Source organism: Bradyrhizobium sp. Ec3.3 (genome assembly GCF_000472925.1).
Taxonomy (GTDB): Bacteria; Pseudomonadota; Alphaproteobacteria; order Rhizobiales; family Xanthobacteraceae; genus Bradyrhizobium.
Window position 1 is genome coordinate 304,069 of sequence record NZ_AXAS01000001.1, and the last position, 16,830, is coordinate 320,898.

15 protein-coding genes are annotated in these 16,830 nt (G+C 64.8%); 10 read left to right on the top strand and 5 right to left on the bottom strand.

The features are described 5' to 3' along the window. Nucleotides 1-22 precede the first annotated feature (22 nt). From YUU_RS0101545 to YUU_RS54920, 3 genes are read right to left on the bottom strand one after another with little or no spacing between them, the layout of a single operon-like run. Nucleotides 23-388, bottom strand: coding sequence for a hypothetical protein (locus YUU_RS0101545; protein WP_027520764.1), 366 nt, complete (start codon nucleotides 386-388; stop codon nucleotides 23-25). Nucleotides 389-416: 28 nt separating this feature from the next. After that, nucleotides 417-1,100 carry a response regulator transcription factor gene (locus YUU_RS0101550; RefSeq protein WP_027520765.1) on the bottom strand — a complete coding sequence of 228 codons (684 nt, stop codon included), beginning with the start codon at nucleotides 1,098-1,100 and terminating at the stop codon, nucleotides 417-419. Then, nucleotides 1,075-3,645 carry an ATP-binding protein gene (locus YUU_RS54920; RefSeq protein ID WP_051389573.1) on the bottom strand — a complete coding sequence of 857 codons (2,571 nt, stop codon included), beginning with the start codon at nucleotides 3,643-3,645 and terminating at the stop codon, nucleotides 1,075-1,077. Before YUU_RS54920 ends, YUU_RS0101550 begins: the two co-directional genes overlap by 26 nt. A gap of 359 nt (nucleotides 3,646-4,004) precedes the next feature. Here YUU_RS54920 and YUU_RS0101560 point away from each other — a divergent pair, with 359 nt between their 5' ends. Beyond that, nucleotides 4,005-4,934 (top strand): hypothetical protein, encoded by a 930-nt coding sequence (locus tag YUU_RS0101560; protein WP_156944032.1) that lies wholly within the window; start codon nucleotides 4,005-4,007, stop codon nucleotides 4,932-4,934. Between the two features lie 134 nt (nucleotides 4,935-5,068). Beyond that, on the top strand, nucleotides 5,069-5,800 hold the full coding sequence (locus YUU_RS49870; RefSeq protein ID WP_051389574.1) for an outer membrane protein: 732 nt from the start codon (nucleotides 5,069-5,071) through the stop codon (nucleotides 5,798-5,800). 115 nt (nucleotides 5,801-5,915) lie between these two features. On the opposite strand, the gene YUU_RS54925 is transcribed toward YUU_RS49870, so the two are convergent. Then, the gene (locus tag YUU_RS54925; protein ID WP_027520767.1) at nucleotides 5,916-6,824 is read right to left on the bottom strand and encodes an alpha/beta fold hydrolase; all 909 of its coding nucleotides are present in this window, start codon (nucleotides 6,822-6,824) and stop codon (nucleotides 5,916-5,918) included. Between the two features lie 164 nt (nucleotides 6,825-6,988). Here YUU_RS54925 and YUU_RS0101575 point away from each other — a divergent pair, with 164 nt between their 5' ends. Beyond that, complete coding sequence (locus YUU_RS0101575; protein WP_027520768.1) at nucleotides 6,989-7,855, top strand: LysR family transcriptional regulator; 867 nt, start codon at nucleotides 6,989-6,991, stop codon at nucleotides 7,853-7,855. Nucleotides 7,856-7,870: 15 nt separating this feature from the next. On the opposite strand, the gene YUU_RS0101580 is transcribed toward YUU_RS0101575, so the two are convergent. Next, complete coding sequence (locus tag YUU_RS0101580; protein ID WP_027520769.1) at nucleotides 7,871-8,755, bottom strand: dihydrodipicolinate synthase family protein; 885 nt, start codon at nucleotides 8,753-8,755, stop codon at nucleotides 7,871-7,873. A 208-nt stretch (nucleotides 8,756-8,963) separates the two neighbouring features. Between YUU_RS0101580 and YUU_RS0101585 the strand changes: the two genes are divergently transcribed. The 7 genes from YUU_RS0101585 (at nucleotide 8,964) to YUU_RS0101615 (ending at nucleotide 16,826) form a co-directional block, all read left to right on the top strand. After that, entirely contained in the window at nucleotides 8,964-10,376 is a 1,413-nt protein-coding gene (locus YUU_RS0101585) for an FAD-binding oxidoreductase (RefSeq protein WP_027520770.1), read from the top strand. A gap of 6 nt (nucleotides 10,377-10,382) precedes the next feature. After that, nucleotides 10,383-11,048: a GntR family transcriptional regulator gene (locus YUU_RS0101590; RefSeq protein WP_027520771.1), complete on the top strand. Its 666-nt coding sequence runs from the start codon at nucleotides 10,383-10,385 to the stop codon at nucleotides 11,046-11,048. Nucleotides 11,049-11,150: 102 nt separating this feature from the next. Next, nucleotides 11,151-12,506 (top strand): ABC transporter substrate-binding protein, encoded by a 1,356-nt coding sequence (locus YUU_RS0101595; RefSeq protein ID WP_035660718.1) that lies wholly within the window; start codon nucleotides 11,151-11,153, stop codon nucleotides 12,504-12,506. Between the two features lie 246 nt (nucleotides 12,507-12,752). Continuing rightward, complete coding sequence (locus tag YUU_RS0101600) at nucleotides 12,753-14,783, top strand: YgiQ family radical SAM protein (RefSeq protein WP_027520773.1); 2,031 nt, start codon at nucleotides 12,753-12,755, stop codon at nucleotides 14,781-14,783. 136 nt (nucleotides 14,784-14,919) lie between these two features. Next, nucleotides 14,920-15,603, top strand: a complete 684-nt coding sequence (locus YUU_RS0101605; RefSeq protein WP_035660922.1) for a DUF2270 domain-containing protein — start codon at nucleotides 14,920-14,922, stop codon at nucleotides 15,601-15,603. A gap of 212 nt (nucleotides 15,604-15,815) precedes the next feature. Next, nucleotides 15,816-16,286: an aminoacyl-tRNA deacylase gene (locus tag YUU_RS0101610; RefSeq protein ID WP_027520775.1), complete on the top strand. Its 471-nt coding sequence runs from the start codon at nucleotides 15,816-15,818 to the stop codon at nucleotides 16,284-16,286. Between the two features lie 117 nt (nucleotides 16,287-16,403). Next, on the top strand, nucleotides 16,404-16,826 hold the full coding sequence (locus tag YUU_RS0101615) for a CBS domain-containing protein (RefSeq protein ID WP_027520776.1): 423 nt from the start codon (nucleotides 16,404-16,406) through the stop codon (nucleotides 16,824-16,826). Nucleotides 16,827-16,830 lie beyond the last annotated feature (4 nt).

The following is a 16,830-nucleotide window of genomic DNA, read 5'->3' on the forward strand; positions in this document are numbered from 1 at the left end:
GCCCTTGGCTAGCCTCGCGCGCTCATTGCTTCGGGCCGACCGTCCCGGTTGCCTTCAGCCGCGCCGATCTGACCCAGCCTGACACGGCATTTCCGGTTCTGGGGTTGGTGTACATCACCGATGACCAGCCGTCTTTGGTCTGGGCATAGGCGATCAGCTCGTCCTTGGGGATGACGAACACGCCGTTCATGGCGCAGGCGGGGTTCGGAGCCGAATAGAATTGCAACCGTCCCGTTCCTGTCACGACTTCGGCCTCCGGCGGCGACAGCATCGGAACCTGCTTCGAGCCCGGTTCCGGCTCCTTGCAACGCGTGTCTGCAAGGGCAGCAAAGGAGCCGAGGAGCGCTGCGCTGAAGACGACACCGACGAGCCATTTGGCCAACGACATATTGATCTCCCTGAGCCGAAACGCCGCCTCAAGCGGCCGGCTGCGCCGGCACCAGCGCATAGCCGACGCCGCGGACGGTCACAATCGGCGCAATCGCGCCTTCATACTGCATCTTGCGACGCAGCCGCACGATCAGATTGTCGACGGTGTGCCCGCTGATGTCCCGGGGATCTCGATTCGAAATGACGTCGAGCAGGAAATCGCGGCTGAGCGGCTGCGTCATCCTGGAGGCAAGTGCGGCCAGGATATTGAACTCGCCCGTGGTGAGCTCGACCATCCTGCCGTCGGGGCGAAACAGCTCGCGCCTGACGGGATCCAGGATCCAGCCGTCGAAGGTGATCACCGATTCCCTGGTGCGGCGCAGGACGCTGCGGATGCGGGCCAACAGCGTGCGCAGATTGACCGGCTTGGAAACGTAGTCGTCGCCGCCCGCCTCCAGTCCGGAGAGAACATCCTCATCGGAATCCCGGCTGGTGACGAAGATCAATCCGCATTGCTCGCCAAGGCGCAATTCGCGCGCGAGCGCAATGCCGTCGGAATCCGGCAGGTTGATGTCGAGCAGGACAATATCGGGCTTGAACGCGGCGAGCTTGGCGCGCAGCTCGGCGGCGGTCGCCACACCGTGCGCCACCATGCCCTGCTCATTGAGGAATGACGTCAGCATGACCCGGCTCTCCGGGGCATCCTCAACCACGAGTACGGTCGTCGACATGAGCCTCTTCGCGTTCAGTGGTGATGGGTTTGGGAAGTCCGAAGGCAGATACCGGGTCCGCCTGCTGGTCCTGCAGGACGACGTCGATCTGCCGACGCAGGGCGGCGACGGCCCGATCGCGAGCCCCGAGGCTCGTGGCCACGGCCTTCGCTGCCGCGAGCGCATCGTCGGCGCGCGCGGCAAGCTCCGGCATGCGCAGGTTTGCCGCGCTTCCCTTGATGCGATGCGCGATGCTCGCAAGCTCCTCCGGCGCGAGATCGCGGCGCCCGATCCTGCGATCGAGCTCGGACAGGCTCTCGGCGAACAGACCGCGCAGCTCGTCGATCCGCGCACGAGCGAACACGTCTTCGAGCTCGAACGATCCCTCCATCTGCTGTGGTGCGAGGAACGCCTGGAGCCTCCATGCGACGTCGTCCGGCGACAGCGGCGTGGCGAGCACCAGGTCGGCTCCCTCCTCAAGCAGACGCTGCGCCTCATCCTCGTCCGCCGGCGCGGCGATGACGAACAGTGCCCTGCCATCGTGTGCAGCATCTTCGCGCCAGGCGCGCAGCGAACCGGGAGGGGGCGCGACCGCGACCAGCCCCGAAAATTCCCGCGCCGACAACATCGTCCTGGCGGACTCGAACGACACGGTCGGAAACGCGCGGAAACCAAGGCGCGCGAGCGGGCCATGCATTGCCTTGCCGGGATCACCTACGACGAGGACATCGCCGCCCCCATTCAAGGCCGCGCCGGTGCCTGACGGTTGCCGTCCGCGTCGTGCCAGCGCCTCGTCCAGCGTCCTGTGCAGGACCGCGGCGTCGATCGGTTTGGCCAGATGACCGTCCATGCCGGCGGCAAGACACGCCTTCACGTCCGTCGCCATGACGTTGGCGGTCAGCGCCACGATCGGGACCTGGCTCAGTGGCTCCGCAAGCGCGCGGATGCGCCGCGTCGCCTCCAGCCCGTCCATGTCGGGCATCTGCATGTCCATCAAAACGGCGTCGAAACGTGCGCTCTGCATGAGCTCGATCGCCTGCTCGCCGGACGATGCCACCGCAACGCGGTGGCCCGCCTTGCCCAGAATTCCGCGCGCGACGATGGCATTGACGAACAGATCCTCGACCAGGAGCAGGTTCAATGGCGCGACGCGCACAGCCGCGGCCCCGACACGACCGCGCTCGCCGGGCAGCTCGACGGCGGGCAGCGGCAGGGAGAAATGAAAGCGGCTGCCGTGCCCCGGCGTGCTCGTCACCCCGATTTCGCCCTTCATGCCTTCGACCAGCCGCTTGCAGATCGCAAGCCCGAGGCCAGTACCGCCGAAGCGGCGGCGGATCGAGGCGTCGGCCTGCTCGAAAGGCTCGAACAGGTGCGCCTGCTGCCCTGCAGTGACGCCGATCCCGGTGTCCGAAACGCAGAACGCAATCACAGCATCGTCCGTCGATCCGGCAGATACCACCTCCACGGTAACGCCGCCGCTGCTCGTGAACTTCAGCGCATTGCCGATCAGATTGAACAGCACCTGCCGCACGCGCGACAGATCCCCGAGCACCAATTCGGGGACGACGGGCGACAGCATCAGTTGCAGTGTCAGCCCCTTTTCATGCGCGCGCGGCGTCATCAGATTGACGATCTCGCGCACGGCCTGCCCGAGGTCGAACGGCGCTCGCTCGTAGACGTCGGCGCGGGTTTCGAGCTTCGAGATGTCCAGGATGTCGTCGAGGATCTTCAACAACCCCTCCGCCGACGATTTGATGACCGACAGCCGCTTGCGTTGCGCCGGCGGCAGTGGATCATCCAGCGCCAATTGCGCCATGCCCAGAATTCCGTTCATGGGGGTGCGGATCTCGTGGCTCATCACCGCGAGGAAGTCGGTTTTCACGCGGGCCGCTGCTTCCGCAGCGTCCTTGGCTTCGGAGAGGTCGAGATTGATCCGCCGCTCGCGCGCGATGCGCAAGTACTCCTCGCGCCGCAGCCGGTTGAACTGGGCGCGGGCGACCGCGCCGACACCATAGCCGACCATCACCACCAGCAGGATGATGGCGAGATCGAGCGGGCTTTCCGGATCCGGCCGCAGCACCGCCCAGAACAACAGGCTGATGATGGGCGCATAGGCGCTGGTCAGCGCGACCAGCCGGAAGCGGCCGGGCAGGCACAGGTTCAGCGCAATCGCGATCAGCGGCAGCAGCAGCCCGCCATGCCGCGTCAGACTCGGATGATTGAAGACCAGCGCGTTGAGCGTGAAGAACGTGAACTGATGGACATAGGTAATCGCGACGATGCGATTGAAGCTGGCTGCACGCAGCAAGGCCAGCAGCGCCGCGATGGCCGCAAGCGCGATCAGCAGCCGGATCTCCAGAAAGAAGACCAGACGCGAGGCCGGCAGCGTCAGAAAATCCAGCGGAACGAAGGCCAGGCTCGCGGCCGTCTCGGCCAGGACGCAGAGCAGCGCCATTGCACGCGCCGGCCGCGCAATGCCCGCACAGAACTCCGCCTCCGTCGCCTCGTTGCGAAATTCGCCGGTCCAACCGACGAGATCAGGAAGGTTAGATTCTACCTCCGGCACTCGGCCGATCCCCACGCACGCCCATCAACTTGCGCCTTTCTTTGCAGGAGTGTCGCGCCTTCGTCCAGCCCTGCGCACGCGACCGGTCAGGCATGGCCTGCGATCAGCAGCCGGCGTTTGCGCCACGGATGTCCCGAACTCGCCAACATCAATGGCGGTTGATGAATGAGCGGGCGCCCAGCATGGCAGCGCATCTCGCAAGCCGCTAAACGCGAAGCGGTGATCTCTTCTGTGCCTTGTCGTCTCTCTCCGACGCCCAAGCAAAGTGCACCAGTCGTTTCGTTTCGAGGTTTGTCGTGTCACGTGCTCCACGTTTTCTCCACTCGGCTCCCATGATCTGCGGAGCAGTCGCAGCAGCCTTGATCTCCAGTACCCAGTTCTCCAGTGCCCAGGCAGGAGACATCACGACCTCGCCGGTCGTCGTTCCGGCGGTCGACGGCGTCAATGCCAAGGCCGAAGCCTATGGCGGCTTACTGGCCGGCAAATCGCTCGGCGGTGCCGCAGGCGCGATCTCGATGCCGCTCGGCAGCAATTACGGCTTGCAGATCGATTCCGCGGCCGGTGCCTTCGACGGCAGCCGTTTCGGCAACGTCGCGGGCCATGCCTTCTGGCGCGACTCCAGCGGCCTGGTCGGCCTCTACACCAGCCACACCTGGTGGGACCGCAATGGCGGCGTCTATCTCGGCCAGGTCGCGGGCGAAGGCGAGATCTATCTCGGCCGCTTCACGCTACAGGGCATCGCCGGTGTCGAATTCGGCAACACCGCGCAGGTGATCTCGACGAGCACGAGCACGGTTGCGCCGGGCCTCCCCGATCCCCTCTTGGGTGGCGCCCCGGGCGTCACGACCACGACGATGATGCTCGACAGCTACGCGGTGAAGACGCGGTTCTTCGACCAGGTCAATTTCAAATATTACCTCAGCGATCAGTGGTCGGGCTATGTCGGGCACCGCTATCTCGGCGGCAGGAACGCGCTCGCGCTCGGTAGCGAGGTGGCGCTGCCGCTCGGGCACGGCGTGCTCGCCTCGGCCTTCATCGAGGGCCGCGCGGGCGAAGCCAACATGCAGGGCATCTGGGGCGGCGTAAAATTCTACTTCGGCGGCAAGGACAAGCCGCTGCTCGCCCGCCATCGCCAGGACGATCCGAACATATGGAGCACCGATACGCTCTATAGTCTCGCAAATTCGCACAGCTCGTCGAGCTCCTCGACGAGCACGCAATTCTGCGCCAGCGGCACGACCATGGTCGACGGCGTCTGCTATCCCGACGGCCCGCGCGGATGGGACTGATCGAGCGCGCGGCGAAATGTTCAATGCGGGTTGATGCTGCTGGGATTTACGGGCGCGACTTCACGCGCGAGGAACTGTGTCGACGGGGCCGCCGCGGGGCGCGGCCAACCACCTTCCATTCATTGAGGCTCTTCATGCGTCGTCTATCCCTTCTTGTTGCCACGTCGCTGGCCGCCGTACCTGCATCAGCGGCCGATTTGATCGCGCGCAAGGCGCCCCTTCAGGAGACTCAGGTTTTCAGCTGGACCGGGTTCTACGCCGGTGCGCATCTTGGCGGCGGATCGGTCTACGAGACGCAGACTTTCCTCGGCACGACGGGCTTCGCCATCGATCCCGTCGGGACGAGCTACACCACCAATCGCTCGAGCGTGCTGGGCGGCATCAATGCGGGTTACAACTACCAGGTCGGCCATGTCGTACTCGGCGTGGCCGGCGATGTCTCCGGGACCCGCGCCAATGGCTCGAACGTCACCCCCGCAATCAACGTGCCTGGCTTCGTGCTGACGAGCAATGGCAGGACGGATTGGTATGCGACGCTGACCGGCCGTCTCGGCGTGACCTTCGATCAGGTGCTGCTTTACGGCAAGGGCGGCGTCGCCTGGTCGCGGCAGGTCTATGACGGACGGGCCGACGGTTTTGCCTCGGTGATCTACAGCCCGTTCTCTGACATCAGGACCGGCTACGTCGTCGGCGCCGGCGCCGAATGGGCGGCCACCAGAAACATCTCGGTGTTCGCCGAATACAACTACCTGAATTTCAGCACGAAGACTTACAACGTCACGGACACTACCGGTGCCGTGACAACGACATACTCCGCCAAAACTTCCGCCAATCTGGCGAAGCTCGGCGTCAACTATCATTTCTGACGATCGTTTCTCGCACTCCGCCATCGCGTGCGCGCCTGCGACCCGCTGCAGGCAGTATGAGGTGGCGGAGCTTTTTTTGCTCGCCCGCCGGCTCCAGCGCGGCCGATGCGACGCCTCAGCCGGCAGCGGCCACCTGCTGTTCGATGATGCTTGCAACACGCACAGGGGTTTCCAGCATCGTGTAGTGGCCGGCATCGTCGATGGTCTCGAACGTCACGCGCGGGTAGGCAGCTGCGAACGCGTTATGCGAGGGCTCGCCGCGATAGAAGGCGATGTCGAGCGCGCCGTTCACAACGTGCAGCGGCGCCGTGAGACGTTGCGAATCCTCGGTAATCGATGAGGTCGTGAACATCTTCAGATAGCCGCGCATCGCCTCGACCGTACCGGCCTCGCGCGCGATGGTCAGCTTGCGCTTCAGCCAGCCGGCGCCATAGCGGCTCGAGGTCCTTGCCGTGATGGCCCGCGCAGCCGCCTCGTCCTGGTCGATCACGGCGTTCAGCGCCTTGAGCGCAGCCTCGTCGGCGCGGAAGCCCGTCGGCGGCACCGGCGAGAACAGCGTGACGCTCTGGATCCGCGAGGCGGCCTGGAGCGCAATCTTCTGCGCCACGAGGCCCGACATCGAGTGTCCGACCAGATGGAAACGCGTGAGCGCGAGCTGATCGGCCGTGCGCAGGACGTCCGCGGCGGCTTCATCCAGCGTGTAGCTGCCGGCCAAGGCGCGTGACCAGCCGTAGCCGCGCAGGTCCATGACGATGAGCGTGTGGCGGGTGGGATCGACATGGGGCAGCACCGGCTCCCAGTTGACGTGATCGCCGAGCCATTCATGCAGCACCACGCAGACCGCCGGGCCATTGCCGACGCGGCAATGGCCGAGCCGGTCCACCGTCGCCAGTTGCGGCGCCGGCCAGGGCGAGGATGATGCAATCTGTGCCGATTGCGCCGGCTGCCGGTTCTGAGCGACCGCCGACGTGGTGGCCACGGCGGCAGTGAGGCCGAGGCCCTTCAGAAGATTGCGACGCTGCATTTGCTCTCCGTGCCAACCCGGATTCGTCCTGATCCAGAATTCGAAGCACGGACAAATAGCCGGCAGGCGTCGCAATCGAGAAATTGATTTCCGCAATCACCTTATTGATAACTCTCATCTGGACCCGCGCGCTGTCAGCGGGCTCATCTTCGGGAGCTGCCCTCATGCCGACGACCCTCGATATCGACACGCTCCGCTCCCTCATCGCCATCGTCGAGCTGAAGAGCTTTTCGCGCGCTGCCGAACGGGTCGGACGTTCGCAATCCGCGATCAGCCTACAGATCGCCCGCCTCGAAGGCCTGGTCGGCCATCCCCTGCTCGAGCGGGTGCGCGGTCGCGTGATCGGCGTGACCGAGCGGGGCGCCGAGTTCGTCGCGCATGCGCGCGAGATCGTCGCGCTCAACGAACGCGCCGTCGCCGCCATGCGCCGGCCGGCCGCCAGCGAGCGAATCCGGCTTGGCATACCGGCGGATTTTCTGGAGCGCGATTTTTCCTCGACCCTCTCCGAGATCCGCGCGCGCTGTCCCGACGCGAGGCTTTCGCTGCGCACCGACCTGTCGGCGCGGCTGGCCGAGGATGTCGGCCAGGGCCGGCTCGATCTTGCCTTCTTCAAGCGCGCGCCGTCGAACGAAGCGAGTGCCGCGATCGCGTTCGAATCCATGGCCTGGTTCGGAGACGCTACCTCTGCGCCTGCCGGGCGTGATGATGCAGTGCCGCTGGTGGCGTTCGCGGAAGGATGCGCCTATCGCGAGGAGGCGCTCCGCAGCCTGCGCCTGACAGGCCGAGACTGGATCATCGCCTGCGAGGCACGCAGCCTGTCAGCGCTGCTGGCCGCCGTTCGCGCCGGCCTCGGCTATGCTGCGCTCCCGGCAAGGCTCGCCGCGCGCAAATCGCTGAAGCACGCCCACAGACGCGCCGAGCTGCCCGACCTCAATCCGGTCGAGCTTGCGCTCGGCATTGCCGAAGGCCGCAACATGGCTTTCGCCCGGACCATCGGCGGCATCATCGCGGAGCGTTGCTCGCTGGCCTGATGCCCTGCGCGGACGTCACGCGATCGCGGGACTCACCAGCGCGTCGATCTTCGCCTTCAGCGCCTTGCCGTCCGAGAGGCCACGAAGCGGCGGACGCACGCGCAGCCAGCCGGGATCGGCGTTCTGTGCTGCGAGAATGGCTTTCAGCGTCGCGGCGAACGAAGGCGTGTTGACGACGATATCGATCGCCGCCTGCATGCGTGCTCCGACGTCCTTGCCATCGACCATGCCCTTGACGAGCTCGGGCACGATGTTGGCCATGCCGCAGATGGTGCCGGCGCCGCCCGCCGCGATGGCGCGGGTGATGTCGGCTTCGTTGCCGACGGTGATGGCGAGCTCGGGCGCCGCGGCACGGAATGCCTGGAATTGCTTGAACTCGCCGCTAGAGTCCTTGAGGCCGGCAACGAGCTTGCCATAGCGCTTGCGCAAGCTGGCCGCGACTTGCGTCGGGATGGCGACGCCGGAGACCTGCGGGATGTGATAGAGATAGGCGCGCAGGCGATCGTCGGCAACGTCATCGAAGATCGCCGCGAACGCGTCCTCGATTCCCTCAGGCGTGACGCTGCGATCGAAATAGGGCGGCAGCACCAGCACGTGGCGCAGGCCGAGGCTCAGCACCGAACGCGTCAGGGCGATGCTGTCGGTGATCGCGGGAAAGCCGCCGCCAATGCCGATGCGATCGGCGGCGACGCCGGCCTTGAGCAAGGCCTCCACGGTCGCGATCCGCTCTGCAACGTTAAACGAGGTGCCTTCGCCGGTGGTGCCGAACACCACGACGCCGTTGACGCCCTTCTTGAAGAGCCGAAGCGCATGGTCCGCCAGCCGGGCGGGATCCACGGCTCCCTCGGCCGTCAGCGGCGTCGGCGTGGCGACCCAGAACCCGCGAATTGCGTCCGTCATGACCTGTCCTCTGTTAGAGAGCTATCGTTCTAAACCATTGATCAGGCTTGCCTTTTTAGAAAAGCGCGAAACCTGCTTGGCGTTCCCATTTACTTCTTGTACCTTACATACAACATCACCGCAATTCCAGGTGACGCGGGGTCGCGCCGTCAAAAATGCATGGGCCGGCGCTGACCCGGTAAAGCACCAGACAAAAAAAGAGGCTCCGATCGACATGACGACGATGCTCGAACGCCCTGAGGACATGCTGCGCGATCTGCGCGACCGGCTTGGCCCGCAAGCCGTGCTGATCGGCAACGAGGTGCCCGCGCGCAATTGCAACGACTGGAGCGCGAGCCTGCCGCAAACGCCGCTCGCGGTGATCCGCCCGGTCGATGCGGCCGGCGTTGCCGCGGCCATTGCGACATGCCGCACGGCAAGCCTGCCGTTCGTGCCGCAGGGCGGCTTGACCGGCCTGTGCCGCGGTGCCTCGCCCGAGCTCGGCTGGGTCGCGATCTCGCTGGAGCGCATGACCGGCATCGAGGAGATCGATCGGGCATCCGCGACCATGACGGTGAAGGCCGGCACGCCGCTGGAGACGATCCAGAAGGCGGCCGATGAGGCCGGCTTCTTCTTTCCGCTCGATCTGGGATCGCGCGGCTCCTGCGCGATCGGCGGCAATCTCTCCACCAATGCCGGCGGCAACCGCGTGATCCGCTACGGCATGACGCGCGAGCTGGTGCTCGGGCTCGAGGTCGTGCTGCCGGACGGCACTGTCATCACCAATCTCAACAAGCTGATCAAGAATAATGCCGGCTACGATCTGAAGCATCTCTTCATCGGTTCGGAAGGCACGCTCGGCATCATCACGCGCGTGGTGCTGCGGCTGTTTCCAAAGCCGCGCTCGACCATGGCCGCGCTGTGCGCGCTGAAGGATTATGCCGCCGTGGTCGCGCTGCTCGATGCCGCACGCTCCGGCCTCGGCCCGCTGCTGTCGGCCTTCGAGGTGATGTGGCCGGATTATTGGGAGGTGATCACGGCGCGCGCGGGCGTCAAGCCGCCGGTCGCGGCAGGCCACGGGCTTTATGTGCTGGTCGAAGCGCAAGGCACCGATGAAAGCCTCGATGCACCGCGTTTCCAGAGCTGGCTCGAGGATCTGATGGAGCGCGGACTTCTGGCGGATGCTGCCGTCGCGCAATCGCTGGCGCAGACGCAGAAATTCTGGGCGGTGCGCGACATCTGTTCCGAGTTCGGCCAGGTGCTGGGGCCGCACCTCTCCTACGACATCGGACTTGCGGTCAAGCGGATGGACGAGTTCGCCACGCGCTGCAAGGCCGCGCTCGCAGACAGCATCAAGGGCTGCGAGAGCGTCTATTACGGCCATATCGGCGACGGCAATCTGCATCTCGTTTCCTGGGTGACGGGCCTGCCGACCGAACGCCAGCCGAAGGCCGAGATGGACGCGATCATCTATGGCCTGGTGCGCGAGATGGGCGGCAGCGTCTCGGCCGAGCACGGCATCGGCACGCTGAAGAAGCAGTGGCTGGGCCACGCCCGCAGCGAAGCCGAGATCGCGCTGATGCGTACGCTGAAGGCCGCGCTCGATCCCGATCATCTCCTCAATCCCGGTAAGGTCATCTGAGGACCGATGAAGTCGCTGAAGCTCGACCCGCCGAAATCGCTGGCACAGCGCGTGATGCTGCGGCTGCGCCAGGGCATCATCGACGGCGAGTTCGCGCTCGGCGCGGCCATTTCCGAGGAGATGGTCGCGCAGTCCTTCGGCGTCAGCCGCACCCCCGTGCGCGAGGCGATGGGCCAGTTGCAGGCGCAGGGCCTCGTGGTGATCCGGCCGCAGGTCGGCAGCTTCGTCTTTACGCCGAGCGCGGAGGACATCACGGCGCTCTGCACGTTCCGGATCGTGATCGAGCCCAAGGCGGCCGAGCTGGCCTTTGTCCACGACCGCGCCGGCGCGATCGCGGCGATGGAGGCCGCAATTGCCGGGATGGAGCAGGCGGTCGCGGCAAAGGACAACGTCGCCTATGGGCGCGGAGACACCGCGATGCATGAAGCGCTGTTCGCCCACTGCGGCAATCGCTACCTCCAGGAATCCTATCAGCTGGTCTCCGGGCGCATCGCGACGCTGCGCACCAATCTGAGCTCGCCGATCGACGTGCGAACGCCCGAGTCCTTCGAGCAGCACCGTACGCTGCTGCGCCTGTTCGAGCGCGGCGACTTCACCGCTTTCGAGAAGCTGATGACCACGCACATCACCAATTCGGGCAAGACCTATGCGAGGGCATTGCAAATCGCTTGAGCCACCCGTGGCGGATGAGTGACGAGATCAATCACAACCAAAGAGAGGAAACGAGAAGTGTTGAGTGGTTACAGGAAGGCGATCAGGACCTGCGCCGTGTCGATGTCGGTGCTTCTGGGCGCGGCATGGACGACGCAAACGACCGCAAGCGCTGAGGAGAAGCTCGTCGTCTGGTGGAACAAGGGCTACTACAAGGCCGAGGAAGACGCGCTGCTCGACGTCATCAAGAAGTTCGAGGCCAAGACCGGCGTGAAGGTCGAGCTGTCGCAATATGCGACGCAGGACATGATCCCGAAGCTGGTGGCGGCGCTCGATTCCGGCAATCCGCCCGACGTGACCTATGCGGACACCTACAATTTCCAGGGCGTCGGCAAGTGGGCCTCCGAAGGCAAGCTCGTGGATCTCGGCTCCATCCTCGATCCGATCAAGGGAGAGTTCGCTCCGCATCCGCTCGAAACGGTCATGCTGTACAACGAGAAGACCAAGGCGAAGGCCTACTACGCCTTCCCGGTCAAGCAGGCGACGCTGCATCTCCACTTTTGGAAGGACATGCTCGAGGAGGCAGGTCTCAAGGAAACGGACATCCCGAAGGACTGGAAGGGCTTCTGGTCGTTCTGGTGCGACACGGCGCAGCCGGCCGTGCGCAAAGCGACCGGCAAGCGCATCTACGGCATCGGCCATCCCATGGGCGTCGACGCCACCGACAGCTTCATTTCGTTCCTGGTTTTCATGGACGCGTATAACGTGGTGCTGGTCGACGACAACGGCAAGCTCCTGGTCGACGATCCAAAGGTGAAGGCGGGCCTCGTCGCCGCGATGAAGGACTATGTCGAGATCGCCGCGAAGGGCTGCACGCCACAATCGGCGACGAGCTGGAAGGATCCCGACAACAACGTCGCCTTCCACAACAAGACGACGATCATGACGCACAATTCGACCATCTCCGTTCCCGGCAAGTGGCTGGACGATGCCAGCAACGAGACGCTGACCGCCGAGCAACGCGAGGAAGCGAAGAAGAATTATTATGACCGCATCCGCACCATCGTCTGGCCGAACAAGCCGGACGGCACGCCGGTCCACACCCGTGCGTCGGTGACGGTCGGCATGATCTTCGAGCAAGCGAAGAACAAGGAGCGCGCCAAGGAGTTCGTGTCGTTCCTGCTGCGCGACGAGAACCTGCAGCCTTACGTCGAGGGCGCGCTCGGCCGCTGGTTCCCGGTCAAGACCGTCGCCCAGAAGTCTCCCTTCTGGGACACCGACGTGCATCGCCGTGCCGAGCGCGATCAGTTCTTCGCGGGTGTCGGTGGCTATGAGATGAGCAAGAACTACAAGTTCACGGTGCTCAACAACGAGAACGTCTGGATAAAGGCCGTGAACGCCATCGTCACCAACAAGGTGCCGGTGGAGCAGGCGGTCGACCAGATGATCGCGCGCATCAAGGAAGTGGCCGGCAATTGAAGCCTCACCTCAAGCGCGGGCGTTGCAGGCGGGTTCACCTCGCTCATGCGCCCGCGCCAGGCGCCGGTGCCTGCGCCGCTACGGATAGAACGAAAGCTCGGCACGAAAACATCGTCCGAGCTCGCGGACGGAAACCGGGGTTCGCGGGTTCGAAGTGCGCGACGGCCGCGATCGTGATGATGGCAGGCGGAAATTGATGTTCCGTTCGATTGAATTTGCGGCTCGCCCGGCTTATGCGTGGGCGCCATGGATATCACCACCAGCCTCGCAAAACCCCTGAGTTCCTGGCCCCGCCACCGGGCCCATCCCGGCAAGGCGGCGCCTTTCCTGCCGATGAGCCGTGGCGAGATGACGGCGCTCGGTTGGGATGCCTGCGACATCGTGCTGGTGACGGGTGACGCCTATGTCGACCATCCGAGCTTCGGCATGGCGATCATCGGCCGGCTGCTGGAGGCCCAGGGCTTTCGGGTCGGCATCATCGCGCAGCCGGACTGGCACTCGGCCGAGCCGTTCAAGGCGCTGGGCAAGCCGAGGGTCTTCTTTGGCGTCACCGGCGGCAACATGGACTCGATGGTCAACCGCTACACGGCAGACCGGCGCCTGCGCCACGACGACGCCTATACGCCCGGCGGCGAAGGCGGAAAGCGGCCGGACCGCTGCACCATCGTCTACGCCCAGCGCTGCCGCGAGGCGTTCAAGGACGTGCCGATCGTGCTCGGCGGCATCGAGGCCTCGCTGCGCCGGATTGCGCATTACGACTACTGGTCCGACAAGGTGCGCCGCTCGGTGCTGGCCGACGCCAAGGCGGATCTTCTGCTCTACGGCAACGCGGAACGTGCCGTCGTCGAGGTAGCGCACCGGCTCGCCGAAGGCGAAGCGCCGCGCGAGCTCGACGACATCAGGGGCGTCGCGCTGTTCCGCCGCGTGCCTGAAGACTATGCCGAGCTCCACGCCGACGATCTCGATTCCGCCGACGAGGGCGCAACGCGCGAGAAGGGCGCAACCGTGATCCGGCTGCCCGCGCTAGAGCAAGTCGAGCAGGACCGCGAGGCCTATGCGCGCGCGTCACGCGTGCTGCACCGGGAGAGCAATCCTGGCAATGCGCGGCCACTGGTCCAGCGTCATGGCGATCGCGACCTCTGGCTGAACCCGCCGCCGATCCCGCTCTCCACCGAAGAGATGGACGCGGTCTACGACCTTCCCTACGCCCGCGCGCCGCATCCTTCCTATGGCAATGCCAGGATCCCGGCCTGGGAAATGATAAAATTCTCGGTGACGATCATGCGCGGCTGCTTCGGCGGCTGCACCTTCTGCTCGATCACCGAGCACGAAGGCCGCATCATCCAGAACCGCTCGGAAGGCTCGATCCTGCGCGAGATCGAGCGCATCCGCGACAAGACGCCGGGTTTCACCGGCGTGATCTCCGACATCGGCGGCCCCACCGCCAACATGTACCGGATGGCGTGCAAGGATCCGAAGGTCGAAGCGGCATGCCGGCGGCCGTCCTGCGTCTTCCCCGAGATCTGCCCGAACCTCAACACCTCGCACGACGACCTGATCCGGCTCTATCGCAAGGTGCGCGAGACCAAGGGCATCAAGAAGGTGATGGTCGCCTCCGGCGTGCGCTACGATCTTGCGGTGGAGAGCCCGGAATATGTCAAGGAGCTGGTCACCCATCACGTCGGCGGCTATTTGAAGATCGCGCCCGAGCATACCGAGCGCGGTCCACTCGACAAGATGATGAAGCCGGGCATCGGCGCCTATAACCGCTTCAAGCGGATGTTCGATGCAGCCGCAGAACAGGCCGGCAAGAAATATTACCTGATCCCCTATTTCATCGCGGCGCATCCGGGCACGACCGACGAGGACATGATGAACCTCGCGCTCTGGCTCAAGAAGAACCGCTATCGCGCCGACCAGGTGCAGACCTTCCTGCCCTCGCCGATGGCGACCGCAACCGCGATGTACCACACCGGCGTCAATCCGCTGCGCGGCGTGCACCGCGGCGGCAGCGACAAGGTCGAGGCGATCAAGGGCCTTCGGCAGCGCCGGCTGCACAAGGCGTTCCTGCGCTATCACGACCCCGACAACTGGCCAGTGCTGCGCGAGGCGCTGAAGGAGATGGGCCGCGCCGATTTGATCGGCTCCCGCCCCGACCAGTTAGTCCCAGCGCACCAGCCACCCGGCACCGGCAAGGCCGCCGGCACAAGGCGGCCCGTGCGCCCGGGCGGCCGGACGCAGCGCTTCACGACGAAGGGCGTGCGGGTGATGAAGTGAACCGCTAAGCCGTTGCGGGTTAAGGGCGGTCGGCCCATCGCGGGCTTGTCCAAACCACGCGGAATTGTGGTAGTATCATCGGGTCGCTGCCGAAAGCACGACCTGAACATTTCACTGGTCTTGGGTGGTGCTCGCCATGCTCAGGCCTGCAGAAGACACACGTGAAATCCGAGAGCTGAACCCGGCTGAATTGGGTGCGATTGCCCATCTCTATCGCGGCGAGATCTATCGCAGCACCATCTGGCGCACACGCCTCGACAACACGACCAACTGGTCGATCGTAACCTTGGGCATCGCCCTGTCGTCGACATTCTCGTCCAAAGAGGCATCGGCGCTGCCGCTCATCCTGATTGGCATGCTGCTCGCGGTCTTTCTCGGACTCGAGGCGCGCCGTTATCGCTATTTCAACGTTTGGCGCGCGCGGGCGCGCTTCCTCGAAACGCATTGGTACGTTCCGATCTTGAGCGGCAAACGCGAAGATGACGACGCCGGTTGGCGGAACATCCTCGCGGAAGACTACCTGCATCCGCGTCATCATATCAGCTTCGTTCGCGCCGCCGGGCGCCGTGTTCGCCGCACATACATCTGGATCATCGTGATCCAGACATCCGCCTATATCGGCAAACTCGCGATTCATCCTGAAATGGCGGCGCACCTCAACGAGTTCATGGAGCGCGCAGCAATCGGCCCGATCCCGGGCTGGGTGGTGATTTGCTGCGGCCTTGTCTACAATCTCTGCTGGGTCGTACTTGCCGTCGCGACGTATTGGCTTGATCGCCGTGCGCATGGCACACGACCCTCCGCAGGCGGAATGGGTTGACCGAAGAGGCGGCGCGGTCCCCGCGGTTCGCAGATAGGTCGGCCATACTGACTAACCCCGCAGCGGTTGGCGTGGAATCGTGTCGTTGCGCAATGACGAATTGCGGCAGCCGACCGCAGCGCCTATGTTGAGAACCCGACAAATCAGGCGGCCGCCTATCGTGCGGCGGGGACTCACGGTGGACGGCTTGCATACCCATCGGAGGGCACGCCATGTCCATTGCTCCGACGCTGCACCGATATCTTGCTGCCGAGAACATCCAATATGCCGAGATCCCGCACGATCTCACCATGTCATCCACGCGCACGGCGCAGGCCTGCCACGTCTCGGGCGATCGTCTCGCCAAGGCCGTCGTGTTGCGGCATGACGGCGGCTACATGCTTGCGGTCGTGCCGGCATCGCACCATCTCAACCTGCCGGACCTGAAGCAGAGGCTCGGCGAGGATCTCGTGATGGCCAACGAGACCGAGATCAATCGGATCTTCGCCGACTGCGCGCACGGAGCCGTCCCGGCCGTCGGCAGGTGCTACGGGCTCGATCTCATCGTCGATGACACCATCCAGGCCCAGCCCGAGGTCTATATCGAAGCCGGCGATCACGCGACGCTGCTCCAGCTGACGCACGCGCAGTTCGCGCGCCTGACGGCCAATGCGCCGCATGGACGCTTCAGCGTGCACGACTGACGCGGCACGACGGCGACATGCTCCACCGGCACGCCCTCGTCGCGGTGAAGCGTGCGGTCGTGCCCGGTTCGTTGTATAGTCACGTAACGGGGGCAGCGTTCGCAACGGAGGTCCTCCATGAAAGTCAAGGACGTGATGCACAAGGGCGTCGATTGGGTCAGCCCCGACACCCCGATCACCGAGATCGCGAAGTTGATGCAAGGGCACGACGTCGGTTGCATTCCGATCGGTGAAGGCGACCATTTGATCGGGATGGTGACGGATCGCGATATCGTCTGCAAAGGCCTTGCGAGCAAGGATTTCAACGCCGCGCGCATGACGGCGCGGGACGTGATGACCGAAGGCATCCATTGTTGCCGCGAGGACGACGATCTGGCGAAAGCCGTGCATCACATGGAGACGCTGAAGATCCGGAGGCTGCCCGTCATCAACAAGAGCAAGCGGATGGTCGGCATGATCAGCCTGGGTGATGTCGGCCAGTCCGCCACCGCCGATCTGTTGACCCAATGCGTGAAGGGTGTCTCGGCCCATCATCATTGAGGCA

What these genes read in the sequence shown, in the direction of transcription:
- YUU_RS0101550 (WP_027520765.1), bottom strand. Translation starts at nt 1,100, where the DNA reads ATGTCGACGACCGTACTCGTGGTTGAGGATGCCCCGGAGAGCCGGGTC.
- YUU_RS0101590 (WP_027520771.1), top strand. Translation starts at nt 10,383, where the DNA reads ATGAAGTCGCTGAAGCTCGACCCGCCGAAATCGCTGGCACAGCGCGTG.
- YUU_RS54925 (WP_027520767.1), bottom strand. Translation starts at nt 6,824, where the DNA reads ATGCAGCGTCGCAATCTTCTGAAGGGCCTCGGCCTCACTGCCGCCGTG.
- YUU_RS0101595 (WP_035660718.1), top strand. Translation starts at nt 11,151, where the DNA reads ATGTCGGTGCTTCTGGGCGCGGCATGGACGACGCAAACGACCGCAAGC.
- YUU_RS0101545 (WP_027520764.1), bottom strand. Translation starts at nt 388, where the DNA reads ATGTCGTTGGCCAAATGGCTCGTCGGTGTCGTCTTCAGCGCAGCGCTC.
- YUU_RS49870 (WP_051389574.1), top strand. Translation starts at nt 5,069, where the DNA reads ATGCGTCGTCTATCCCTTCTTGTTGCCACGTCGCTGGCCGCCGTACCT.
- YUU_RS0101580 (WP_027520769.1), bottom strand. Translation starts at nt 8,755, where the DNA reads ATGACGGACGCAATTCGCGGGTTCTGGGTCGCCACGCCGACGCCGCTG.
- YUU_RS0101600 (WP_027520773.1), top strand. Translation starts at nt 12,753, where the DNA reads ATGGATATCACCACCAGCCTCGCAAAACCCCTGAGTTCCTGGCCCCGC.
- YUU_RS0101615 (WP_027520776.1), top strand. Translation starts at nt 16,404, where the DNA reads ATGAAAGTCAAGGACGTGATGCACAAGGGCGTCGATTGGGTCAGCCCC.
- YUU_RS0101605 (WP_035660922.1), top strand. Translation starts at nt 14,920, where the DNA reads ATGCTCAGGCCTGCAGAAGACACACGTGAAATCCGAGAGCTGAACCCG.
- YUU_RS0101575 (WP_027520768.1), top strand. Translation starts at nt 6,989, where the DNA reads ATGCCGACGACCCTCGATATCGACACGCTCCGCTCCCTCATCGCCATC.
- YUU_RS0101610 (WP_027520775.1), top strand. Translation starts at nt 15,816, where the DNA reads ATGTCCATTGCTCCGACGCTGCACCGATATCTTGCTGCCGAGAACATC.